This window comes from Raoultibacter timonensis (assembly GCF_900240215.1).
GTDB classification, from domain to species: Bacteria; Actinomycetota; Coriobacteriia; order Coriobacteriales; family Eggerthellaceae; genus Raoultibacter; species Raoultibacter timonensis.
This window is the reverse complement of the sequence record NZ_LT964681.1, coordinates 507,154-526,310: the sequence shown is the minus strand read 5'-3', so window position 1 is coordinate 526,310 and position 19,157 is coordinate 507,154. Positions and strand designations below refer to the sequence as shown.

The 19,157-nt window shown below is 61.4% G+C and carries 16 protein-coding genes and 1 riboswitch; of the genes, 10 read left to right on the top strand and 6 right to left on the bottom strand.

Features of this window, described 5'->3' with window-relative positions; all coding sequences use genetic code 11:
- The 9 genes from C1722_RS14370 to C1722_RS14330 form a co-directional block, all read left to right on the top strand.
- Nucleotides 1-1,481, top strand: a 1,481-nt coding sequence (locus C1722_RS14370; RefSeq protein WP_180995280.1) for a molybdopterin oxidoreductase family protein, incomplete at its 5' end; no start/stop codon positions are given.
- 36 nt (nt 1,482-1,517) lie between these two features.
- Nucleotides 1,518-2,108: a 4Fe-4S binding protein gene (locus C1722_RS14365; RefSeq protein WP_102380040.1), complete on the top strand. Its 591-nt coding sequence runs from the start codon at nt 1,518-1,520 to the stop codon at nt 2,106-2,108.
- Entirely contained in the window at nt 2,101-2,619 is a 519-nt protein-coding gene (locus C1722_RS14360; protein WP_102380039.1) for a 4Fe-4S dicluster domain-containing protein, read from the top strand. Before C1722_RS14365 ends, C1722_RS14360 begins: the two co-directional genes overlap by 8 nt.
- Nucleotides 2,619-3,419 (top strand): formate dehydrogenase accessory sulfurtransferase FdhD, encoded by an 801-nt coding sequence (fdhD, locus tag C1722_RS14355; RefSeq protein ID WP_180995279.1) that lies wholly within the window; start codon nt 2,619-2,621, stop codon nt 3,417-3,419. The genes C1722_RS14360 and fdhD overlap by 1 nt, the downstream gene beginning before the upstream one ends.
- A gap of 133 nt (nt 3,420-3,552) precedes the next feature.
- Nucleotides 3,553-4,056 (top strand): tRNA (adenosine(37)-N6)-threonylcarbamoyltransferase complex ATPase subunit type 1 TsaE, encoded by a 504-nt coding sequence (tsaE, locus tag C1722_RS14350; protein WP_180995278.1) that lies wholly within the window; start codon nt 3,553-3,555, stop codon nt 4,054-4,056.
- Nucleotides 4,057-4,128: 72 nt separating this feature from the next.
- On the top strand, nt 4,129-6,711 hold the full coding sequence (tsaD, locus tag C1722_RS14345; RefSeq protein WP_102380036.1) for a tRNA (adenosine(37)-N6)-threonylcarbamoyltransferase complex transferase subunit TsaD: 2,583 nt from the start codon (nt 4,129-4,131) through the stop codon (nt 6,709-6,711).
- A 157-nt stretch (nt 6,712-6,868) separates the two neighbouring features.
- A complete protein-coding gene (locus C1722_RS14340) occupies nt 6,869-8,272 on the top strand; it encodes a helix-turn-helix domain-containing protein (protein ID WP_102380035.1) in 1,404 nt (467 codons plus the stop codon).
- Nucleotides 8,273-8,409: 137 nt separating this feature from the next.
- Nucleotides 8,410-10,155 carry an FAD-binding protein gene (locus C1722_RS14335; protein ID WP_219724323.1) on the top strand — a complete coding sequence of 582 codons (1,746 nt, stop codon included), beginning with the start codon at nt 8,410-8,412 and terminating at the stop codon, nt 10,153-10,155.
- Between the two features lie 97 nt (nt 10,156-10,252).
- On the top strand, nt 10,253-10,843 hold the full coding sequence (locus tag C1722_RS14330; protein WP_244902596.1) for a GNAT family N-acetyltransferase: 591 nt from the start codon (nt 10,253-10,255) through the stop codon (nt 10,841-10,843).
- A gap of 44 nt (nt 10,844-10,887) precedes the next feature.
- Here the strand turns inward: C1722_RS14330 and lpdA are convergent, their stop codons facing one another.
- The 6 genes from lpdA to gcvT all read right to left on the bottom strand — a co-directional run bounded on the left by lpdA (nt 10,888) and on the right by gcvT (nt 16,320).
- The gene (gene lpdA / locus C1722_RS14325; RefSeq protein WP_102380032.1) at nt 10,888-12,297 is read right to left on the bottom strand and encodes a dihydrolipoyl dehydrogenase; all 1,410 of its coding nucleotides are present in this window, start codon (nt 12,295-12,297) and stop codon (nt 10,888-10,890) included.
- Nucleotides 12,298-12,370: 73 nt separating this feature from the next.
- Nucleotides 12,371-13,507, bottom strand: a complete 1,137-nt coding sequence (lplA, locus tag C1722_RS14320; protein WP_102380031.1) for a lipoate--protein ligase — start codon at nt 13,505-13,507, stop codon at nt 12,371-12,373.
- A 2-nt stretch (nt 13,508-13,509) separates the two neighbouring features.
- Nucleotides 13,510-14,067, bottom strand: coding sequence for a PLP-dependent aminotransferase family protein (locus C1722_RS14315; RefSeq protein WP_102380030.1), 558 nt, complete (start codon nt 14,065-14,067; stop codon nt 13,510-13,512).
- Nucleotides 14,037-14,669 (bottom strand): PLP-dependent aminotransferase family protein, encoded by a 633-nt coding sequence (locus tag C1722_RS14310; RefSeq protein WP_102380029.1) that lies wholly within the window; start codon nt 14,667-14,669, stop codon nt 14,037-14,039. Before C1722_RS14310 ends, C1722_RS14315 begins: the two co-directional genes overlap by 31 nt.
- A 73-nt stretch (nt 14,670-14,742) precedes the next feature.
- Nucleotides 14,743-15,114, bottom strand: a complete 372-nt coding sequence (gene gcvH, locus C1722_RS14305) for a glycine cleavage system protein GcvH (RefSeq protein ID WP_102380028.1) — start codon at nt 15,112-15,114, stop codon at nt 14,743-14,745.
- Nucleotides 15,115-15,231: 117 nt separating this feature from the next.
- A complete protein-coding gene (gene gcvT, locus C1722_RS14300; RefSeq protein ID WP_102380027.1) occupies nt 15,232-16,320 on the bottom strand; it encodes a glycine cleavage system aminomethyltransferase GcvT in 1,089 nt (362 codons plus the stop codon).
- A 158-nt stretch (nt 16,321-16,478) separates the two neighbouring features.
- Nucleotides 16,479-16,557, bottom strand: a riboswitch (glycine riboswitch).
- Nucleotides 16,558-17,367: 810 nt separating this feature from the next.
- Here gcvT and kdpA point away from each other — a divergent pair.
- Complete coding sequence (gene kdpA / locus C1722_RS14295; RefSeq protein ID WP_244386956.1) at nt 17,368-19,140, top strand: potassium-transporting ATPase subunit KdpA; 1,773 nt, start codon at nt 17,368-17,370, stop codon at nt 19,138-19,140.
- Nucleotides 19,141-19,157 lie beyond the last annotated feature (17 nt).

Sequence of the window (19,157 nt, the reverse complement as noted above, 5' to 3'; positions counted from 1 at the left end):
CCGCCGTTATCGGATGGGGCATGGGCATAACCCAGCAGCGCCAAGGCGTCGATAGCGTACACGCCATAGCGGCGCTTGCGCTCATCACCGGTCATATCGGCAAGCATGCGAGCGGATTGGCGCCGGTGCGCGGTCAGAACAACGTGCAGGGCTCGTGCGACATGGGCATGTGGCCGAGCCTGTATCCCGGATACCAGCGCATCGACGACGACGCGGTGCGCGAGAAGTTCGCCCGCGCATGGAACGTGCCGATCGAGAAGCTCTCTCCTGTCGAGGGTCGCAAGCTCACCGATCTGCCGCACGGCGTGGCCGACGGCAGCATCCGCGCGTTCTACAACTTCGGCGAGGATCCGTTGCAAACCGAGCCCGACACGGCGCAGATGCGTCGTACGCTCGAAGACCTCGATCTGCTTATCAGCCAGGACATCTTCATGACGCAGACCACGGCGCTTGCCGATGTCGTGCTGCCCGCCACTTCGTGGGGTGAGCACGGGGGTGTGTTCACCGCGTCTGATCGCACCTTCCAGCGATTTTCAGCTGCGGTGCCTCCCAAGGGCGAATGCCGCCATGACTGGGAGATATTCCAAGACCTCTCCTGTCGCATGGGCTATCCCATGTCGTATACGTCGACCGAAGAGATCTGGAACGAGATCCGCGAGCTGTGCCCGCTGTTCTTCGGTGCGACCTACGAGAAGATGGAAGGTCTCGGGCATGCCCAATGGCCTATCCCCGATATCGACCATCCCGGATCGCCCGAGCTCTACGGAGGCGGTGCGTTTACGACGCCTGACGGCAAGGCGCACTTCTTCGCGACCGATTACGAGTCGCCGACCGAGCTTCCCGACCGCGAGTACCCGCTCGTGCTCTGCACGGTGCGCGAGGTGGGGCATTACTCGTGCCGATCCATGACCGGCAACTGCAAGGCGCTCGCGGCGCTTGCCGACGAACCGGGCTACGTGCATATGAACCCCCTCGATGCTGAGGCGCGCGGCATCGACGAAGAGCAGCTCGTATGGGTGTATTCGCGTCGCGGCAAGATCATCTCGCGCGCGGCTCTCGACGATCGGATCAACGAGGGGGCCGTGTACATGACCTACCAATGGTGGGTCGGCAAATGCAACGAGCTCACCTTGCACGTGACCGATTCGCAATCGGGCACGCCCGAAGACAAGTACAGCGCCTGCCAGGTGGAGCCCATCGCCGACCAGCTGTGGGCCGAGCGCCATATGCAGGACCTCTACACCGAACTAAAAGACCGCCTATTCGCCGAGGCATCCCGTCAGGATGAGGTTGCCGATGTTGCTGTGGCCGAAGCGGACCCGTCGGCCGAGCTTGGCGAGGGAGATGTGCCGGGCACGGTGACCGAGGCGCGCACGCGTGCGATTGCCGAGGCCGAGAAAGCGGCGCGAAAGGCCACCGAGGCTCAGAACGCGCGTTTGGCGCTCGAGAGGGCATGGGGCTCGGAAGAAACGGCCGTATAGGGGCGGTTTTGCACAGGGAAGCGAGGTGAGGGCAGCTTGAACCGATTCGTCATCGTGAATCCGCATCGGTGCATCGGATGCGATGCCTGTGCCGTTGCATGCAGCGAGAGCCATCGAAAACTTGCGCTCCGTCCCGTTGCGCGCCTGTCGATCATCAAGACGAGGGATGTATCCGCTGCCGTCACCTGCCATCAGTGCGAAGGATCTCCCTGCATGGCCGTGTGCCCGGCCGATGCCATCGTCTGCGACGGCGATCGGATGCAGGTCGTCGAGGATCTGTGCACGGGATGCCTTCTCTGCGCTCTTGCGTGCCCGTTCGGGGCGGTGTATCCCTCGATGCCCTCGAGCTCGCGTCCCCGCGGCGTTCTGTTCGGCCGCGCTTCGACGGCACGCTCGTCGGGTCTACTGCGCCAGAAGGAGACGGGCGACTACTCGTGCGTTGCCGTATGCGACCTGTGCGCGAAAACCGCCGACGGACCCCAGTGCGTAAAGGCTTGCCCGACCGATGCGCTGCAGGTGGTCGATCAGGCGTCGCTTGAGGTGTCGAGCCGCGAGAAGCGCCTCGGTGCCCTCGAGAAGATGATGGTGGCCATGCGCGCAGGCGGACAAGGGGGTGCCCGTGGTTGAAGGATCCGTCCCATCGCCCCGATCGGGCGGCGGGTGTAATGCGAATGCGCGCAGTGCTCGGGTCTCGCACGGCAGAGGCAAGCCCCATCACGATTTCGGCGCGTGCATAGCCTGCGCCGCCTGCGCGGTGGCATGCGAGCCCCGTGCCATCGGCATCGTCGTCGACGAGGACGAGGGAACGCTTGTGTGGATGCTCGATTTCGAGCTGTGCACGTCGTGCGGCGCGTGCCACGAGGTGTGCCCGACGGGCGCGATGGGGTTGCTTTCCGGCGTCAATCCCGCCGATGAGGCCGAGCCGCCGAAGCGATGCGTGTTCGCGCTTGCCGAATGCGAGGAGTGCGGCAAGTACTATGCATCGAGGAAAGAGGTTGCGTATGCGAATCGCTTGCTTTCCCAGCTCGATCATGCTGATGCGGCGCTAGCCCGCACGATGACGAAGCTATGCCCCGAATGCAAGCGCACTCGCGATGCGCTGGCCGCGGATCGGCGGACGGGGATGGGCGGCGCGTAATGGGACAGGGTTCGCGTGCGTACATGACGAACGTCTCGGCTTTGCGCATCGCGCGCGATGGAAGCTCGTTGCGCGATGAGGCGATCGCAGCCGAGGTGCCCGTGGTCGTGCGATTCGGCAACGAAGCGATTTCCCTTACCTGCACGCCGTGCGATCTCGAGGATCTCGCCTTCGGCCTGTCGTTTTCTTCGGGGTTCATCGAGCGGGCCGAAGAGGTGCGTGCGGTGAGCGTATGCGAAGAAGCCGACGGTTTTGTCGTGAGCATCGAGCCGGGGTGCGAGGTCCGTCGCGCAATCAGCGGGGTTTCGGCTTCGACGAGTCCGTGTCCGGCCGTTGTTGCGCCAGCGCTTCCGGGGTTCGACGTAGGCCTTCTTCCCGAGGGTCCGCACATTGCGCCCGAGGACGTATGGAAGGCGAGCGACGAGCTTTTCGCCTTGCAGGGCATGCATCAGGATACCGGGGCAACGCATGCGGCGATGTTCGTGGACTGCGCAACCGGGCGGCGCTTTGTTCGCGAGGATATCGGACGCCATATCGCCATCGACAAGCTCATCGGCTCCCTGTTGCGCGAAGGCGTCGATCCGTCGAGCGGGTTTATGTTCCTCTCGAGCCGCTGCGCCCTCGATCTGGCCATCCGCTGCGCGCGTTTCGGCATTGCGATCGTTGCAACCATCTCGGCTCCCACGAGCGCCGTCGTTGAATTCGGCGAGCGTGTGAACATGACGCTTGCGGCCTTTGCGCGCAAGGATCGCTTTACGGTGTACACCCATCCCGAGAGGATCGATCGGGCAGGTTGTTGATTGGGCGGCTCGGGCATTCGCGATCATGCTGCTTCGGCGACCGTGCTGGCGACATCGTCCGCGTGGTCCCCATGGCCGTGCTGACCTTGTGCATGCCTAGATTAGCGCTCGCGGTTGTCGTATCATAGCATGCATGGCTAACGGACTCACATACGTGCGGCAGACCACTTCGACCGAAGCGACCAAGCAGCTGGCGACGACGCTCGCCCCGTACCTGCGAGCCGGCGATGTGATCGTGCTCAACGGCGATCTCGGTGCCGGCAAGACGCAGTTCGTCCAGGGGGTTGCCGCGGGTCTCGGGATCGGCGGGCCGGTGACGAGCCCCACGTTCAACATCCTTTTGAGCTATATGGACGGCAATCTTCCGCTGTTCCACTTCGATCTGTACCGGCTCGATGCATCCGATCAGCTCGAAGACATCGGCTATTACGAGACGGTTGACGGGCCGGGTGCAACGTTCATCGAATGGGGAGACAAGTTTCCCGATGCGTTGCCGTACGGCTATCTTCAGATCGACATTACCGTTAACGAAAACGGCATACGGATCGTCCAAGCGCACTCGTTCGGCGAACGCGCGCGCAACCTGCTGTTCGTATGGGCGAAGGATTCGAAATCCCGCCTTGTGCAAACCCAGTAGGATGCAGCCCGCGATGCGAATCGGCATGTGCGCGACAAGCCCCGAACCCACAGAATCGAAGATGTAACTACTATGAGCGAATTGACACACCCGTATATCCTTGCGTTCGACACGGCAAACGAGATCATAGCGATCGGACTCGGCGCACTCGATCCCGCGGATCGAAGCGTTTCTCTGGCTGCCTCGGTGGAAATCGAGGCCCATCGGGCGTCGAACACGCAGTTGCTGCCGCGCATCGACGCGCTGCTTTCCGAATGCGGTATCGACAAACATGCGATCGCTTGCGTGGTGTGCGGGCGCGGACCGGGATCGTTCACCGGCGTGCGCATCGCGATGGCTACGGCAAAGGGCGTCTCCGCAGCTCTCGAGGTTCCCCTGTACGGCGTCTCGACGCTCGATTCCATCGCATGGGGCTTGCAGCATGCTGGCGTGCGCGGGCATGCTGTGGTGGTAGCGGATGCCATGCGCAAGGAAGTCTACCCCGTTCGGTTCGAGCTATCGGATGAGGGCATTGCCCGTCTTGAGGCCGACAGCGTGGTCAAGGCCGACGAGGCTGCCGAACGCCTTGCGGGCGGGTGGCCCGCCGGTTCGGTTGCAAAAGAGGGTGCGGCGAACGCTGCGGGTTTGGAAGCCGATGCGGTCAACGCCGCCGATGCGGCTGGCTGTACGGGCGCGGTTGCCGATGCGGCTGGCGGCGCATCCGCTGTTCCCGTCGTGGCGGGCGATGCACTCAAAAAATATGCCGATCTGTTCGAGCCGTGCGGCACGTTCGCCGACGAACCTCTCTGGACGCCGACGGGGCAGGGCCTGTTGCTCGCAGCTCAAGCGGCGTGGCGCGAAGGCGACATCGACCCGTTCGATGCCGCATTCGGCAATCCGGCGTTCGCTTTGCCGGTGTATACGAGGTTATCGGATGCTGAGGAAAACGAACGTATCCGATTGAGCAAGAACGAACCCAAAAATCTTCGCACCGGCGTACAGGATACGGGCATAAGGCGCGATCAGCGCGCAACGGTGCGCGACAGCGCGATCGAAAACGCCCAGGCGGATGAAAACGGCATCACGTACCGACCGCTCGATGCGGCGCATGCGCAAATGGTTGCGCATCTCGAAACGGAGCTCATGGGCACCGACGCGTGGAGCGAAGCGCTCGTGCTCGACGAGCTGCCGCGCAAAGATCGCGTGTGGTGGGCCGCTTACGATGCGGACGATGCGCTTGTCGGATATGCGGGGGGGTGGATCGTTGACGGTCAGGTGCAGATTCTCAAGGTTGCGACGGTGCCCGCCATGCGGCGTTGCGGCATTGCGCGATCGCTTTTGGCTCGCATCGCGAGCGATGCCCGCGATCTCGGCGCCAAGAGCTGCTCGCTCGAAGTTCGGACGTCGAACGAATCGGCACAGGCTTTGTATCGCGCGCTTGGGTTCGAATCGATCGGCATGCGTCCGCGCTATTACTCGGATCGCGAGGATGCCGTTATCATGGAAGGTCCCCTTCCGCTCGATCACCACGATGTGGCGGGCATGGAGCTTATGGTGCACAGCGATGCCGAACCGTGCGATACCTCAGATGAAACGGCTGTTCAGCGGGCCGATTCACGCGAGCGTATCGAAGGCTCCCAACCGCTCGTCCTCGCCATTGAAACTTCGTGCGACGAGACGGCGGCTGCCATCGTCGACGGGCGGGGATCTCTTGTATCCGACGTGGTCGCATCCCAGATCGATTTTCATGCGCGGTTCGGCGGCGTGGTGCCCGAAATCGCCAGCCGCAAGCATATCGAAGCCATTTGCGGCGTTACGGACGAATGCCTCGACGTCGCGGCGGAGCGAATCGGCGTGCCTCGGCTTCGCTGGCGCGACCTTTCGGCGGTGGCGGTTACCTACGCTCCCGGCCTTGTGGGAGCGCTCGTGGTGGGAGTCGCCTTCGCGAAGGGTGCCGCGTGGGCGGCCGATCTGCCGTTTATCGGCGTGAACCATCTCGAAGGCCACATCTATGCGAACAAGATCGCCACGCCCGACATCACGCCGCCTTTGGTGGTGTCGCTCGTGTCGGGCGGGCACACGATGCTCGTCCATGTGAAGGCGTGGGGCGAATACGTTACGATGGGCTCGACGCTCGACGATGCGGTGGGCGAGGCATTCGACAAAGTTGCGAAGGCGATGGGCCTCGGGTATCCTGGCGGCCCCGTCATCTCGAAGCTCGCCGCCGAAGGCGATGCGTCAGCGATTGGTTTTCCGCGTGCCATGCTCCACTCGGGAGATCTGCGGTTTTCCTTATCGGGGCTTAAAACCGCCGTTATCACGTACTTGAGAAACGAGGAGGCGGCGGGACGCACGGTGGACAAAGCCGATGTTGCGGCATCGTTTCAGCAGGCGGTCATCGACGTGCAGGTGGCGAAAGCCGAGATGGCGCTCAAGCTGACCGGGGCGAAGGAGTTCTGCCTCGGTGGCGGTGTTGCGGCGAACCCCGCCCTGCGCGCGGCGTACAGGGTCATGTGCGAGAAGCTCGGGGTGCGGCTTACGCTGCCGCCGATGAGCGCATGCACCGACAATGCGGGCATGATCGCGCTTGTGGCGCTCGACCGCTATCGGGCGAAGCGCTTCTTCGGCCTCGATGCCGATGCTCAGGCGCATGTCGATATCGATCAGCCATATTAGGAACATAAGGTTAATGTCGACGATAGGATGACTTTTTTGGAATGCGGCCTCGATAATACTTTGCTGAAGAACCGAGGGGTGGCGGTAGGTGGGAGGTCTTGTGCGAGGGGAAAATAGCTTAGATAACGAACGGGGAAGGGGCCTGTTAACCGAGGCTATGGAGGTGCTTAGAGGCAACCTGCTTCTCGTACTTGGAAGTATTGCCTGGTGGGGAAGCCACTATCTGCTGCTTTGGAATGCTCGCATTGCTGCCGTCGATTCTCTTATCAGCGGATACGATGGTAGGTTCGTCTTGACTATTGCCGGAACCGTGATCGCCTTGGGCGTAGCAACTTTGGTTTCGCGCCGTAAGCCCCAGTTCACCTTTGCTGGATGGCGTGGCTCGTACGTGGTTTTCGCCGTTTGCGCCTCGGTGGCGCTCGGCCTGCTTGTTATACCCGCTTTGGGAGAATCGAATCCTATGGTAACGGCTGGCGGTGCGGTGCTTTCGGGCGTGGGGAACAGTTTCATGCTGCTTCTTTGCGGGGAGTTGCACGCGCGCATGGGAGTACGGTTCATGCCCTTGGCCTTTGCAGTTGAGACGGTTGCTGGAGTTGCGGTATTTTTCCTCCTTTCCTGGCTACCGGTTGTCGGAGAGATGGCTGCATCGGCGGTGCTCATAGTGATTGCCGCTGTATCTTACTATGCTTATGCCCGTTCTGCCCGTCCCATGTATGCAGATCGGGTTCCCGCAAAAGTCGATATGACCGTAAAGCCGCTGGTGGTTCTTGCCGTGTTAACGGGCTTTGCCTACGGTCTCGTTCGTACTTTTGCGGCTGGGGGTCTTGAGCATTCAGGTGCATCCGCAGGAATGGAGTCGGAGTACATAGGTACCTGTATCTGCGCCCTTCTCCTGGTCGCTGTTTTTCTTCTCCAGGGTCGACAATCGCTTTTTGAGCAATGCCTCCTTTTCGTCGTGCCCCTCGTTGCTACGGGCATGCTGCTGGTATCGCTGCACGGGGTAATCGATGTTGTACCGACGGCTATCAATACAGGCGGGTTTGCCTGTTTCTTCAATCTGATGTGGTACTTCGCCGCGGTGTTGGCTGTACACGATAAGAAATATCGGCTGACCTTTCTGGTTGCTTTACTGTTTTTCAGCAGTCAGCTCGGTCAGATGCTCGGTGCACTTGTGCCCACGCAATTCTCGAATGCATTCTCAAGCGGACTAACGTACCTTCTCTTGCTCGTGTCGACGCTCTTTATGTACTATCGTGCAAAAACCGCCCAGAAAAACCTGGACAAGGACGGCATGTCGGAAGATCCGTTTTCGATCGAAGGCGAAGAGTGCTTGGAAGACAGTGCAGTTGATGCATGGATCCAGCGGTTCGGTTTTAGCGCTCGGGAGGCGCAGATAGCGATGCTGCTGGCGCGCAGAATGCCTTATAAGCAAATTAGCGCTGGTTTGTTTATTTCGGACAATACGGTGAAAACCCATGTTCGCAACATTTATAAGAAAGCGGATGTCTCGTCGCGCGAGGAGCTTGTTGAGGCGTTGCGCGATATCGCGAAAAATGGGTGAGGAAATATGATTATTGTAGGGTATCCCCAGATAGGAACCCTGTGGGAAAATCACACATTATTCGCGATTGTTGGAGAAAAAAACGGTTCCTAAAATCCTTCCCAGGCAGTAAACCACACCGAATGGAGGGATTCGCTATGCGCGAAACAGTAAAAAGCTTTGATCGCCGTACGTTTATGAAAGGAGGTATCGTTGCTGCTGCAGCGGCTGCAACGGGCTCCCTTTTGGCATCATGCTCTCCGCAGGCAACCGAAGGCGTTGCAAGTGCAGAAGACAATGCTGACAATATGCAGCCAAGCGCTTCTCAAGTTGCGGTTGGGTATGCAAACCCCGATGGAATTGGCATACCCGTTGCGCCCGACTCTACGGAAGATGTCGATGTTGTCGTGATGGGTTCGGGCATGGGCGGCTTTACGGCGGCCATGTTTGTCAAAGAACAAGACCCCGATGCGATAGTGGTCATGTTGGAGAAGCAGAACGCGTTGGGCGGAAACACCAACTTTGCCGAAGGTGGTGCCGGGTATCTCAATATGTCGCCCGAAGAAGCGCGGGCAGCGGTCCAGGCCGAAATGATTCAGCGCAATTTCGTCGTGGATCCCTCTTTGTTTTACGCGCTTCGCACTCAGCAAGGTGACTGTGCCGACTGGCTGTTTGGCAAGCATGGAGTTAAGATCGAAGATTATGGCAGCGGACAGCCTCTGTACGAAGGCGGTACGGGGGCATCCGCCATCGCTACGCTGACGCCTCAAGCTCAGGAACTCGGCGTTGATATACGTACCGAAGCACGTGCTTTCGCTCTCGTTCTCGAAGACGACTACACGGTTTCCGGCATCCAGTACAAGGCCGCAGACGATAGCGTTGTCCAGCTCAATGCCAAGGCAGTTGTTATCGCTTCGGGAGGCATGAACACCAATCCCGAGCTGCTCAGCCTTTACTCGAACGTTGATTTAGGCAAGGTTATGCCGCTGGGTACCGGTCAAGATGGCGACGGCCATCTTATGGTGGAGCAAACGGCACACGGTCGAACCGGGCTGCAGACAATAGATGGGTTCTTTGCGGGAATTGGTACGGCCGATGATCCATGTGGTTTCAACTCCGATCTCAACACCGCTGCAGGATTTCAATTCTCCAGCATGTTCGTGAACCAGTACGGCAACCGATTCTACGATGAGTCGTTCGGATTCAACACTGGATCCCAGCTGTTCTTTACCTGTATCCCGCAGGTTGTTCTATCGCAAAGCCAGGCTTTCTCGGTGTTCGATGAATCCTATGTTAGTAAATGGGAAGAGGGCCAGTGGCAGAACGGCCACAACGGTTTCGATAGCGCTACGAAATCAGGTACGCCGCTTGAGATTCGTTCGGAAATCGAACGAGTAAAAGATAAGGATTGGTTCTATCAAGCCGATACGATTGAAGAACTCGGCAGGGCGATTGCCGCCGACGTGGAAAGCTTCGATGTTAATGCTTTTGTCGAAACCGTTGAGGCCTACAATAATGCAGCCGAGGGATCTGCAGATGAATACGGGAAGCCGCAAGAGTTTATTTGGCCGCTTAAAACCGCTCCCTTTTATGCGGCGAAGGCTGGTGTGAACGCATACAATACCAATGGCGGGATCCACATCAACACTCATGCCCAAGTGGTAGACCCCAATGGAAAAGCAATTGCGGGGTTGTACGCTTCGGGCATTGCTACCGCTGGATGGGATAGCCAAGTGTATGGCGGCGGCACCAATCAACCGGTTGCCCTCTGGTGCTCTTGTGCGGCGGCGCGCCATATAGTAGAAAGCCGTCTTGGCAAAACGGTTGCAGATGATTGGATGGGCGATATCCCCATGTCCACGATTCTCGGTGAAGGCTATACGAACGCTAATCCGCTTGGCTAGGCTATACTTTGTAAGAAAGAGCAAAGCAGTTGATTCTCGGTTCGCAGGGAATCAACTGCTTTGAGGTTTAGGGTGGTCGATTGACGGAATGGGAAGCGTGTGCGAAAGGATTCTCCAAACCGAGCGTCTCGCTTTGCGGAAGCTCGACAATGGCGATTTCGAGAACCTCTGCACGATCTTGCAGGATGAAAAAGCCATGTATGCCTACGAGCATGCATTCTCCGACGCTGAGGTGCGGCAGTGGTTGCGGCGGCAGATCGATCGGTACGTGCGTGATGGCTTCGGGCTCTGGGCGGTTATCCTGAAGGAGACTGGGGCATTCGTCGGACAGTGCGGCCTCACCTTGCAGGAGTACGGCGAGACGCAGGTTGTCGAGGTCGGGTATCTGTTCGCCCGCTCGCAGTGGCATCGTGGCTACGCAACCGAGGCGGCTTCGGCTTGCAGGGACTATGCGTTTGAAACAGTTGGCTCCGACGAGGTGTTCTCGTTCGTCCGCTCGACGAACGAGGCGTCTAAACGCGTTGCCGAGCGAAACGGCATGACGCCGCGCGGTACGTTCGTCAAACACTACTGCGGCATCGATATGCCCCACGTCGCCTATTCGATTACGCGGGCGGAATGGGAGAACGCATTGTCGGCCGAAAGACACGGTTTCGGCGGTGATTCCGTGTCTTTGGGCCGACAATAGCTGCGTGCCCGTGCTTGCAGCATGACGGCGGGCACGGGCACGCTTTACGGGCGTCGTTTCGGCATGGCGTGGACGGCTCCGCTGCCGAGCGCTTCGAGCGCTTCGCCGATCGCCTCTTCGAATGTGGGGTGGGGGCGGATCGCGGAGCCCATCTGCTCGATCGTGAGGCCGTTCGCCACTGCGACGGCGAGCTCCCCGATCATGTCGGTCGCGCGACCGCACATGAGCTGCGCGCCGATGATGCGACCCTCTTCGTCGGCGACGATCTTCGCGAAACTGCGATCCTGCCCGATGATCACCGACTTCCCGTTGCCCGCCATGGCGAACTTGCCCGTGCGCACCGCGATGCCTGCCTCCTTCGCCTCCGCTTCGGTCATGCCGACGCAGGCGATTTCGGGCGACGAGTACACGCACGACGGTACAAGCAAGGGGTCGAAGGAGCTGCTCTGCCCCGCGATGGTCTCGACGGCTGCGATGCCCTGCGCCGAGGCGGCATGGGCGAGCTGCGCTCCTGCGGCGGCCACATCGCCGATGGCAAACACGCCCTCGACCGACGTGCGCATACGCTCGTCGACGGCGATGCGGCCGCGTTCGAGCTCGAGTTCGAATCCCCCGCTGAAGAGGCCTCCTGTGGCAGGGGTGCGTCCGGTGGCTATCAACACGGCGTCCGCCTCGGCGCGGAATTCGCCGCTTTTTGCGCTGTAGCGAACGCTCAGCGTTCCGTCCGCTGTGCGCTCGATCGCTTCCACGAGGGCGTTTGCAACGATCGCGCAACCGCGCTTCTTGGCTGTCATCGCGAGGCTCTGGCCGAATTCGCGATCCATGGTCGGCAGGATGCGCGCAGCCGCTTCGAGGACGGTGACCTCGGCCCCGAGCGCGGTGTAGATCCCCGCGAACTCCATGCCGATCACGCCGCCCCCAACGATCACGAGACGGTCGAGTTCGGGCACGGTTTCGAGCAGATCGTCTGACGTGAGCACGCCAGCTTCGCCGATACCGGCGATCGGGGGCATCGAGGGGGCGGAGCCGGTCGCGATGATGAGATGGTCGGCGGAAAGCTCGCGGATGGCGCCGTCGGGCGAGGAAACCGCGATAGAGCCGAGCCCCGCGATGGTAGCCGTGCCGCGTAGAAGCGTCACGCCGTTCGCATTGACGAGCGCCTCGACGCCGTCTTTGAGCGAGTCGCGCACCTCGACGACGCGTGCGCGGAGCGCATCGTAGTCGATCGCAGCCGATCCGAACTGTATGCCGAGCGGCGCGGCATGCGACAGCTCGGCATACAGTTCGGCGGTGTGGGCCATGGTCTTCGTGGGAATGCAGCCGCGGTTGAGGCACGTGCCCCCAACCTCGTCCCGCTCGATGAGCGCCGTCTTGATGCCAAGTTGCGCGGCCCTGATGGCGGCGACGTAGCCGCCCGGGCCTGCGCCGATGATCGCCAGTTCGAAGTGTTCCATGCTGTCGTGTCCTTTCCTGTGCGGGCGGAGCCTGCGTGGGCGCCGCTGCCGCTCGGGGGCTCGAGGTTCTGTTCTAAAAGCTGCTGCGGAAGAGCGCGATGCAATCTGCGCGCATCGCACGTTGTGCGTCCGTTTCTGCTTCGAGGGCTTCAAGGTGCCGCTCGATTGCGCTGAATTCGTAGGGGCAGCCGATCAGGGCCTCGCCGAGCCGTCCGATGTATTCGGCATCGAGCGCATCGGAGAAGATGCGCGCATTCGCGATGGCTCCTTTTTCCACGAGCACCTCGACATCGAGGTTGCCCCATGCGAAGCGCTCGTCGAGCGCGTGGGTGAACGGTGCGGTGTGCCCGAGCCTCCACGCGTCCGAGGCGAAACGCTCTCGACGCCGTGCGACGTCGGCTGGGTCGAAGCGATCGGCATCGAGGGGTTGCGCTGCCGATCCGAACGATTCCGAAAGCGCTTCGATGAGCGCGATCGAGAGCGTTTCCACCGTGATGCGCGTGTTGAGCGCAGCGAGGTTCACCACGCGCGAGCGCACGGAGTCGACGCCCTTGGCGGCGAGCTTCTTCGGGTCGGGTTGCAGATAGCGGGCGAGTTTGCCCATGTCCACGTCGATCATGAGCGTTCCGTGGTGGCAGCGCTTGCTGCCCGAGCGGAAGAACGCGTTGCCCGAGAACTTCGCCCCGTCGACGGTGGCATCGTTGCGCCCCGACACGCGGGCGTCCAAGTCGAAAGAGCGCACGGCGCCGCACATGATGTCCAGGTGGCGGGCCACGTCGTAGACGCCGTCGCGTGCGACGAACGTGAAGTTGAGGTTTCCGATGTCGTGGAAGACCGCGCCTCCCCCCGACAGACGGCGGGCGATCCTTCCGCCGTCGGCTTCGAACTCGGCGATGCGGCATTCCTTCCATGGGTTCTGGTTGCGACCGATCACGATGGTGTTCTCGTTCTGCCAGAGAAACAGGATGCACTCGTCGGGCAAGACGGCGTCGACGAGCGCTTCCTCGGTCGCTATGTTCTCATAGGGGTCGGTCGACTCGCTTATAAGGAAACGTGGCGTGATCGTATTCGCCCCGGCTCGGCCCGCAGCGGCCGCGCGGGAAACCGGCGGTTTCGGCTCGGCAGGGACCGCTGCGGCCGAGCCCGATCCGGTCGGCTCCGTTTCGTCGGGGGCAGCATCGGCTGCGTGAGGCGCAATCGGGCTCGCCATGCCTACTCGGCGCCTTCCTGCGCGGCAGGCCTCTCGGGTTCCTCTGGCGTCCAGCGGACGACGGGCTTGCGCGCCGCCTGCACCTCGTCAGGCCTGCCGATTCTCGTCGTAAGCGGTGCGCTGTGCAGCGCTTCTGCGTTCTCGTGGGCCTCGTGCCAGATGGCGCGGAACGCCTCGGCCGCAGCGTCGAGCGTCTCGCGGCTTTCGGTTTCGGTCGGCTCCACCATGAGGGCCTCGTGCACGATGAGCGGGAAGTACATCGTGGGCGGGTGCATCCCGAAATCGAGGAAGCGCTTGGCAACGTCGAGTGCGCTTGCGCCCGTTTCCTCCTTGAGGGGGCCGAGGTCCATGACGAATTCGTGCATGCAGGGCCCGGGGTAGGGCATGGTGTAGAGGTCCTCGAGCTTGCGCATCAGGTAGTTTGCGTTGAGCACGGCGGTGCGCGCGGCCTGCGGAATGCCTTCTTTGCCGAGGGCGAGGATATAGGCGAGCGCGCGGACGGTTACGCCGAAGTTGCCGTAGAACGATTTCATGCGCCCGATCGAGTGCTCGGGTTCCACGAGAACGTAGGCGCCGTCACGCTCCTCGACGACGGGAGTCGGCAGAAACGCTGCGAGGTGCTCTTNTCGACCTCGACCCCGCGGCTTTCGCAGTAGGTTTTCACCGTCTCGATGGTCTGGGGGTTCACGGTGGCCGATACCACAACGCCCGAACGCTTGCGATCCTGGCACATGAACACCGCTTCGGCGGCAGCGGTCGCCCCGTCGTAAAGCGAGGCGTTCGACACGTCCATGCCGGTCAGCTCGCATACCATCGACTGGTACTCGAAGATCGACTGCAGGACGCCCTGGCTGATCTCGGCTTGGTAAGGCGTGTAGGCGGTCACGAACTCCTCTTTGGAGATCACGGTTTTCACGAGTGCGGGAACGAAGCGACGATAGGCGCCCGCCCCGCGGAAGACCGAGCGGAAGACGGTGTTTTCGGCGGCCATGGCGCCGAGCTTCTCGCGCAGTTCGAGTTCGGTCAGCCCGCTGGGCAGGTCGAGCTCGCCTGCGCGGGCGGCTTCGGGCACGATGGCGTACAGATCGTCGGTCGAGTCGAATCCGAGATCGGCGAGCATCTGCTCGCGTTCGCCCGAGGTCGACGGAAGATAGCTTCCCATGTAGCGGGCCCTTTCTGTTCGGGGTTCGCCGTGGCTGCTTATCGGGAATCGGGGCAACCGTGCGGCAGGGTGGTTATTGTGCGCAGCTTTCGGCGTAGGCGGGGGCGTCCATCGTCTCGACGGCGATCGAGGCGGGTTCCACGCGCACGAGCCAGGCATCCCAGGCCGATTCGTTGATGAGCGCTGGGTTGTCGAGCAGCTCTTCGTTCACCTCGACGACCGTGCCGTCGACGGGGCTGATGACCTCGGAGACCGCCTTGACCGATTCGACGTCGGCGAACGGCTCTCCTCCCACAAGCTCGTCGCCCACTTCGGGCAGGCCGACGAACACGAGGTCGCCAAGCTCCTTTTGCGCGTAGTCGGTCAAGCCGATCGTGGCGTTCTCGCCGTCAACGGCGACCCACTCGTGGGTTTCGGTGTACATGCGGTCCGCGGGGTAGTCCATGATGGTCCTTTCTTCGGGCGTCGGACGATCCGACGCTGTTTCCGGTGTACCGCGCGGGCTCCTTTGCCTGTGCGGCCGTGCTGCCGAAAAGAGGCGGAACGGGCGTTCCGTCTGAATCTATCGCTTCCTTTTGTAGAACGGCATGGGTGCGACGCGCGCCTCGACTTTCCGTCCGCGCACTTCGACTTCGAGCGAGTCGCCGATTTCGGCCGATCCCGTCTCGACGAGCGCCATGGCGCAGGCCTTTTTCAAGAACGGGCAGTACGTGCCCGAGGTGGTAGTGCCGATTCGCTTGCCGTCGGCGAACACCGGCTCGTGCTCGCGTACGATCCCGCGTCCCGTAACCTCGATGCCGATGCGCGTGCGGGCTGGCAATCCTTTTGCGGCGATGGCCTCTTTGCCGATGAAGCCGGGTTTTCCCATCTTCACGCCGAATGCGAGGCCCGCTTCCATCGGATCGACGGTTTCGTCCATCTCGTGACCGTACAAGGGCATGCTCGCTTCGAGGCGCAGCGTATCGCGGGCGCCGAGTCCGCAGGGGACGAGTCCGTCTTCGGCGCCTGCACCGATGAGCGCCTCCCATAGCGCGGGTGCTTCGGCGGGCGCACAGTACAGTTCGAAACCGTCTTCGCCCGTGTAGCCGGTGCGCGAAACAAGGCAATCGCAACCCGCAACCGCAACGTGCGGCTCGAACGTGTAGTACGCGCTCGGAAGTGCCGCTTCGTCGGCCACGCGGGCGAGGATCGTCTGCGCGAGCGGGCCCTGGACGGCGATCTGCGCGATCTCGTCGGACAGATCGCGCATCACGGTATCGTCGAGCAGATGGTCGGCCATCCAAGCCACGTCCTTGTCTTTGTTGGCGGCGTTCACTACGGCGAGAAACCGTTCGTCGTCGAGACGGTATACGATGAGGTCGTCGACCATGCCGCCGTCCTCGTAGCATAGCGCCGTGTAGCGGCAGCGCCCGTAGGCCATGTCGCTGAAATCATTGGTCATGAGGCGGTTGAGCGTTGCGAGTGCACCGGGGCCCTCGAACAGCACCTCTCCCATATGCGATACGTCGAACAGTCCGCAGGCGTTTCGCACGGCAAGGTGCTCTTTCATGAGGCCGGTGGGGTATTCGATGGGGAGCAGGTAGCCGGCGAAGGGCACGATTTTTCCTTCGGCAGCGAGGTGGACGTCGTACAGGGGCGTCTTCTTTTCCATGAGCCAAAACCTTTCAGGGCGGGGCCGGATGCAAAAAGGCGCGCTCAGGGATTGCCCCGGGCGCGCCTCTGTCTCCATACCTGAAAGATGAACCCCGCAGCCGTGCAACCCGCGTGGGCTTGCTTCTTCGGTGCCGATCGAACGGCTTTCCAGAGGTTTGTCGGATTCCAGTCCTTTTGCCTGAGAGTTTCTGCCCCTTCGGCTCCCGCGTGCGCGGGCATCTCCCGGAATCGTCATCCAAACGCTGTGTGCGGGGTCAGAATACCATGCGCTTTGCGCCGGGTAAACCAACGGCTCGCGAACGGTTTGCCGTGAGGATGATCGGGCATCGCGGCGGCTTTCTGCTTGCGTTCGAGGTCCCTGCCAATCGCGGCGGCCCCCGATCTTGCGAATGTGGCAGAAATTTCGACCTGTGCCAAAATGTACTACAGTAAGTAATTGATGCGTGCGTTTTCAAAGATCCGCGACCAGGTGTTTCTCCGGAAGCTGCCGAAATATCAATAATGTATCTGATTCCATAATTGGCATAGGTCGAAATCTCTGCCATCTTCGGGTCATCCGCCGCTAAATCGGGGTCGGCGCGGTTCCCGCAGGGCCCCCGATGGCGATCCGGCGTTCTTGGAAGCCGAACGGGCTTATGCCGATGACAGTACGGGACGCTACCCGAAACTGGCCCCCGCTGTCAAACCGCCCTCGGCATGCGCCAGCCCTTGCCCACCCTTGCCCATCGCTCGCACGGCGCCCGTCGCCTTGCGCCCCGTTTGTCCGACACGGCGGCCAGAGTCGGCCTCTTTGGCTTATGCGCAGATGCCCGTCATCTTTATCCGATCTTAATACAGTGCCTGTGACCTTAACAACGCGTTAATGCGGCTCGGATTAACCTAGAGTCCAGCCCGGGCGGTAGTGCGCACGCAGCCCGGGCGCAAAGAAGGAAATTCGGAAAGGTTGGAATGAGATGGAAACAGTTGCCGGCGTCATCGGCGTCCTGAGCATCGCTTTGATGCTCTATCTGTTTTACGTGCTGCTGAAAGGCGGTGATGAAAGGTGATGGACGAACTGCTGGAATACGGTATCTACGTCGCCCTCCTCGTTGCCCTCGCCATACCGCTCAGCGGGTACATCAACAGGGTGATGGCCGGAGAAAAAACGCTGCTCGGCCGCGTGCTCTGCCCGGTTGAAGGCGTTCTCTACCGCGTGATCGGGGTCAGCAGGAACGAGAACATGAACTGGAAGCGCTATCTGCTGTGCGCTCTCGCGTTCTCGGCGGTATCGCTCATCGTCTTGTGGGCGATTCTCATGTGCCAAGGGTTCTTGCCGTTCAACCCCGAGGGGTTGCCCGGTCAATCGTGGGATTTGGCTTTTAATACGGCAGTGAGCTTCGTGACGAACACGAACTGGCAGTCGTACAGCGGCGAGAGCTCGCTGAGCTACTTCTCGCAGGCGATCGGCCTCACCGTGCAGAACTTCGTAACGCCCGCCGTTGGCATGGCGGTCCTGTTCGCCCTGTTCCGCGGCATGGTTGCCGAAAACAGCGAAGGCCTCGGATCGTTCTGGGTCGACGTTACGCGCGGCGTTATGTACGTGTTCATCCCGCTGTGCTTGGTCATGTCGATCGTCGGTATTGCGAGCGGCATGCCTGAAAACCTCAGCGAATACCAGGAAGTCGATCTCGTCGAGCCGGTGGGCATCGATGCGGACGGCAATGCGGTAGCGGCTGACGATCCGTCGGCGGTCGACACGGTCGACAAGCAGATCGTGCCCATGGGACCGCAGGCGAGCCAGGTTATGATCAAACAGCTCGGCACCAACGGCGGCGGCTACAACGGTGTGAACTCGGCGAGCCCGCTTGAGAACCCCACGCCGCTCACCAACATCATCCAGTGCATCGCGCTGCTGCTCGTGCCTATCGCGCTGCTGTTCAGCTTCGGACGCTTCGTCAACGACCGCCGGCAGGGCAGGGCGGTGTTTGCGGCCGTGTTCATCTTGCTTGTCGTATCGCTCGGCCTCATTGCGTTCTTCGAGCAGTCAGGTACGCCCCAGCTTGCGCAAAACGGCGCGGTCTACATGGGCGTCGATGGCCAATCGGGCGGCAACATGGAGGGCAAGGAGGTTCGCTTCGGCGTTACGGACTCGTCGCTTTGGGCCGCATTCACCACGGCCGCGTCGAACGGCTCGGTCAACTCGATGCACGACAGCTACACGCCCATCGGCGGCATGGTACCCATGGTGCTCATGCAGCTCGGCGAGGTCATCGGCGGCGGCGTGGGCTGCGGGTTGTACTCGCTCATCGGGTTCGTGATGCTCACGGTGTTCATCGCGGGGCTCATGGTCGGCCGTACGCCCGAGTACCTCGGCAAGAAGATCGGGCCGAAGGAGATGCGCATGGCGGTGATCCTGTGCATCACCACGCCGTTCGTGATACTCGTGGGGGCTGCGGCGATGAGCCTCGACCCTGCGACGGTCGATAGCCTCAACAACCCCGGTGCCCACGGTTTTTCGGAGGTGCTCTACGCGGCAACCTCGGCGGGGGGCAACAACGGATCCGCATTTGCGGGGCTCAATGCGAACACGCCGTTCATCAACGTCGTGCTCGGTCTGGAGATGCTCGTGAACCGCTTCGTTCCCATCGTTGCAACGTGCGTTCTCGCCGGCAGCTTGGCATCGCGTAAGAAGGTTGCGACCACGGCGGGCACGCTATCGACGAGCAATGCGATGTTCGTGTTCCTCCTGATCCTGATCATACTCCTCGTAGGCGCTCTGACGATGTTCCCGGCCCTTGCCTTGGGTCCGATAGCCGAACAACTTCAGATGGTAATGTAGAAGGTAAGGTGCGAGAA

Bases quoted from the DNA above. Each gene is read 5' to 3' on its own strand.
- fdhD (WP_180995279.1), top strand. From the start codon at position 2,619: ATGGGACAGGGTTCGCGTGCGTACATGACGAACGTCTCGGCTTTGCGC.
- tsaE (WP_180995278.1), top strand. From the start codon at position 3,553: ATGGCTAACGGACTCACATACGTGCGGCAGACCACTTCGACCGAAGCG.
- tsaD (WP_102380036.1), top strand. From the start codon at position 4,129: ATGAGCGAATTGACACACCCGTATATCCTTGCGTTCGACACGGCAAAC.
- C1722_RS14340 (WP_102380035.1), top strand. From the start codon at position 6,869: ATGGAGGTGCTTAGAGGCAACCTGCTTCTCGTACTTGGAAGTATTGCC.
- C1722_RS14335 (WP_219724323.1), top strand. From the start codon at position 8,410: ATGCGCGAAACAGTAAAAAGCTTTGATCGCCGTACGTTTATGAAAGGA.
- lpdA (WP_102380032.1), bottom strand. From the start codon at position 12,297: ATGGAACACTTCGAACTGGCGATCATCGGCGCAGGCCCGGGCGGCTAC.
- lplA (WP_102380031.1), bottom strand. From the start codon at position 13,507: ATGGCGAGCCCGATTGCGCCTCACGCAGCCGATGCTGCCCCCGACGAA.
- gcvH (WP_102380028.1), bottom strand. From the start codon at position 15,114: ATGGACTACCCCGCGGACCGCATGTACACCGAAACCCACGAGTGGGTC.
- gcvT (WP_102380027.1), bottom strand. From the start codon at position 16,320: ATGGAAAAGAAGACGCCCCTGTACGACGTCCACCTCGCTGCCGAAGGA.
- kdpA (WP_244386956.1), top strand. From the start codon at position 17,368: ATGGACGAACTGCTGGAATACGGTATCTACGTCGCCCTCCTCGTTGCC.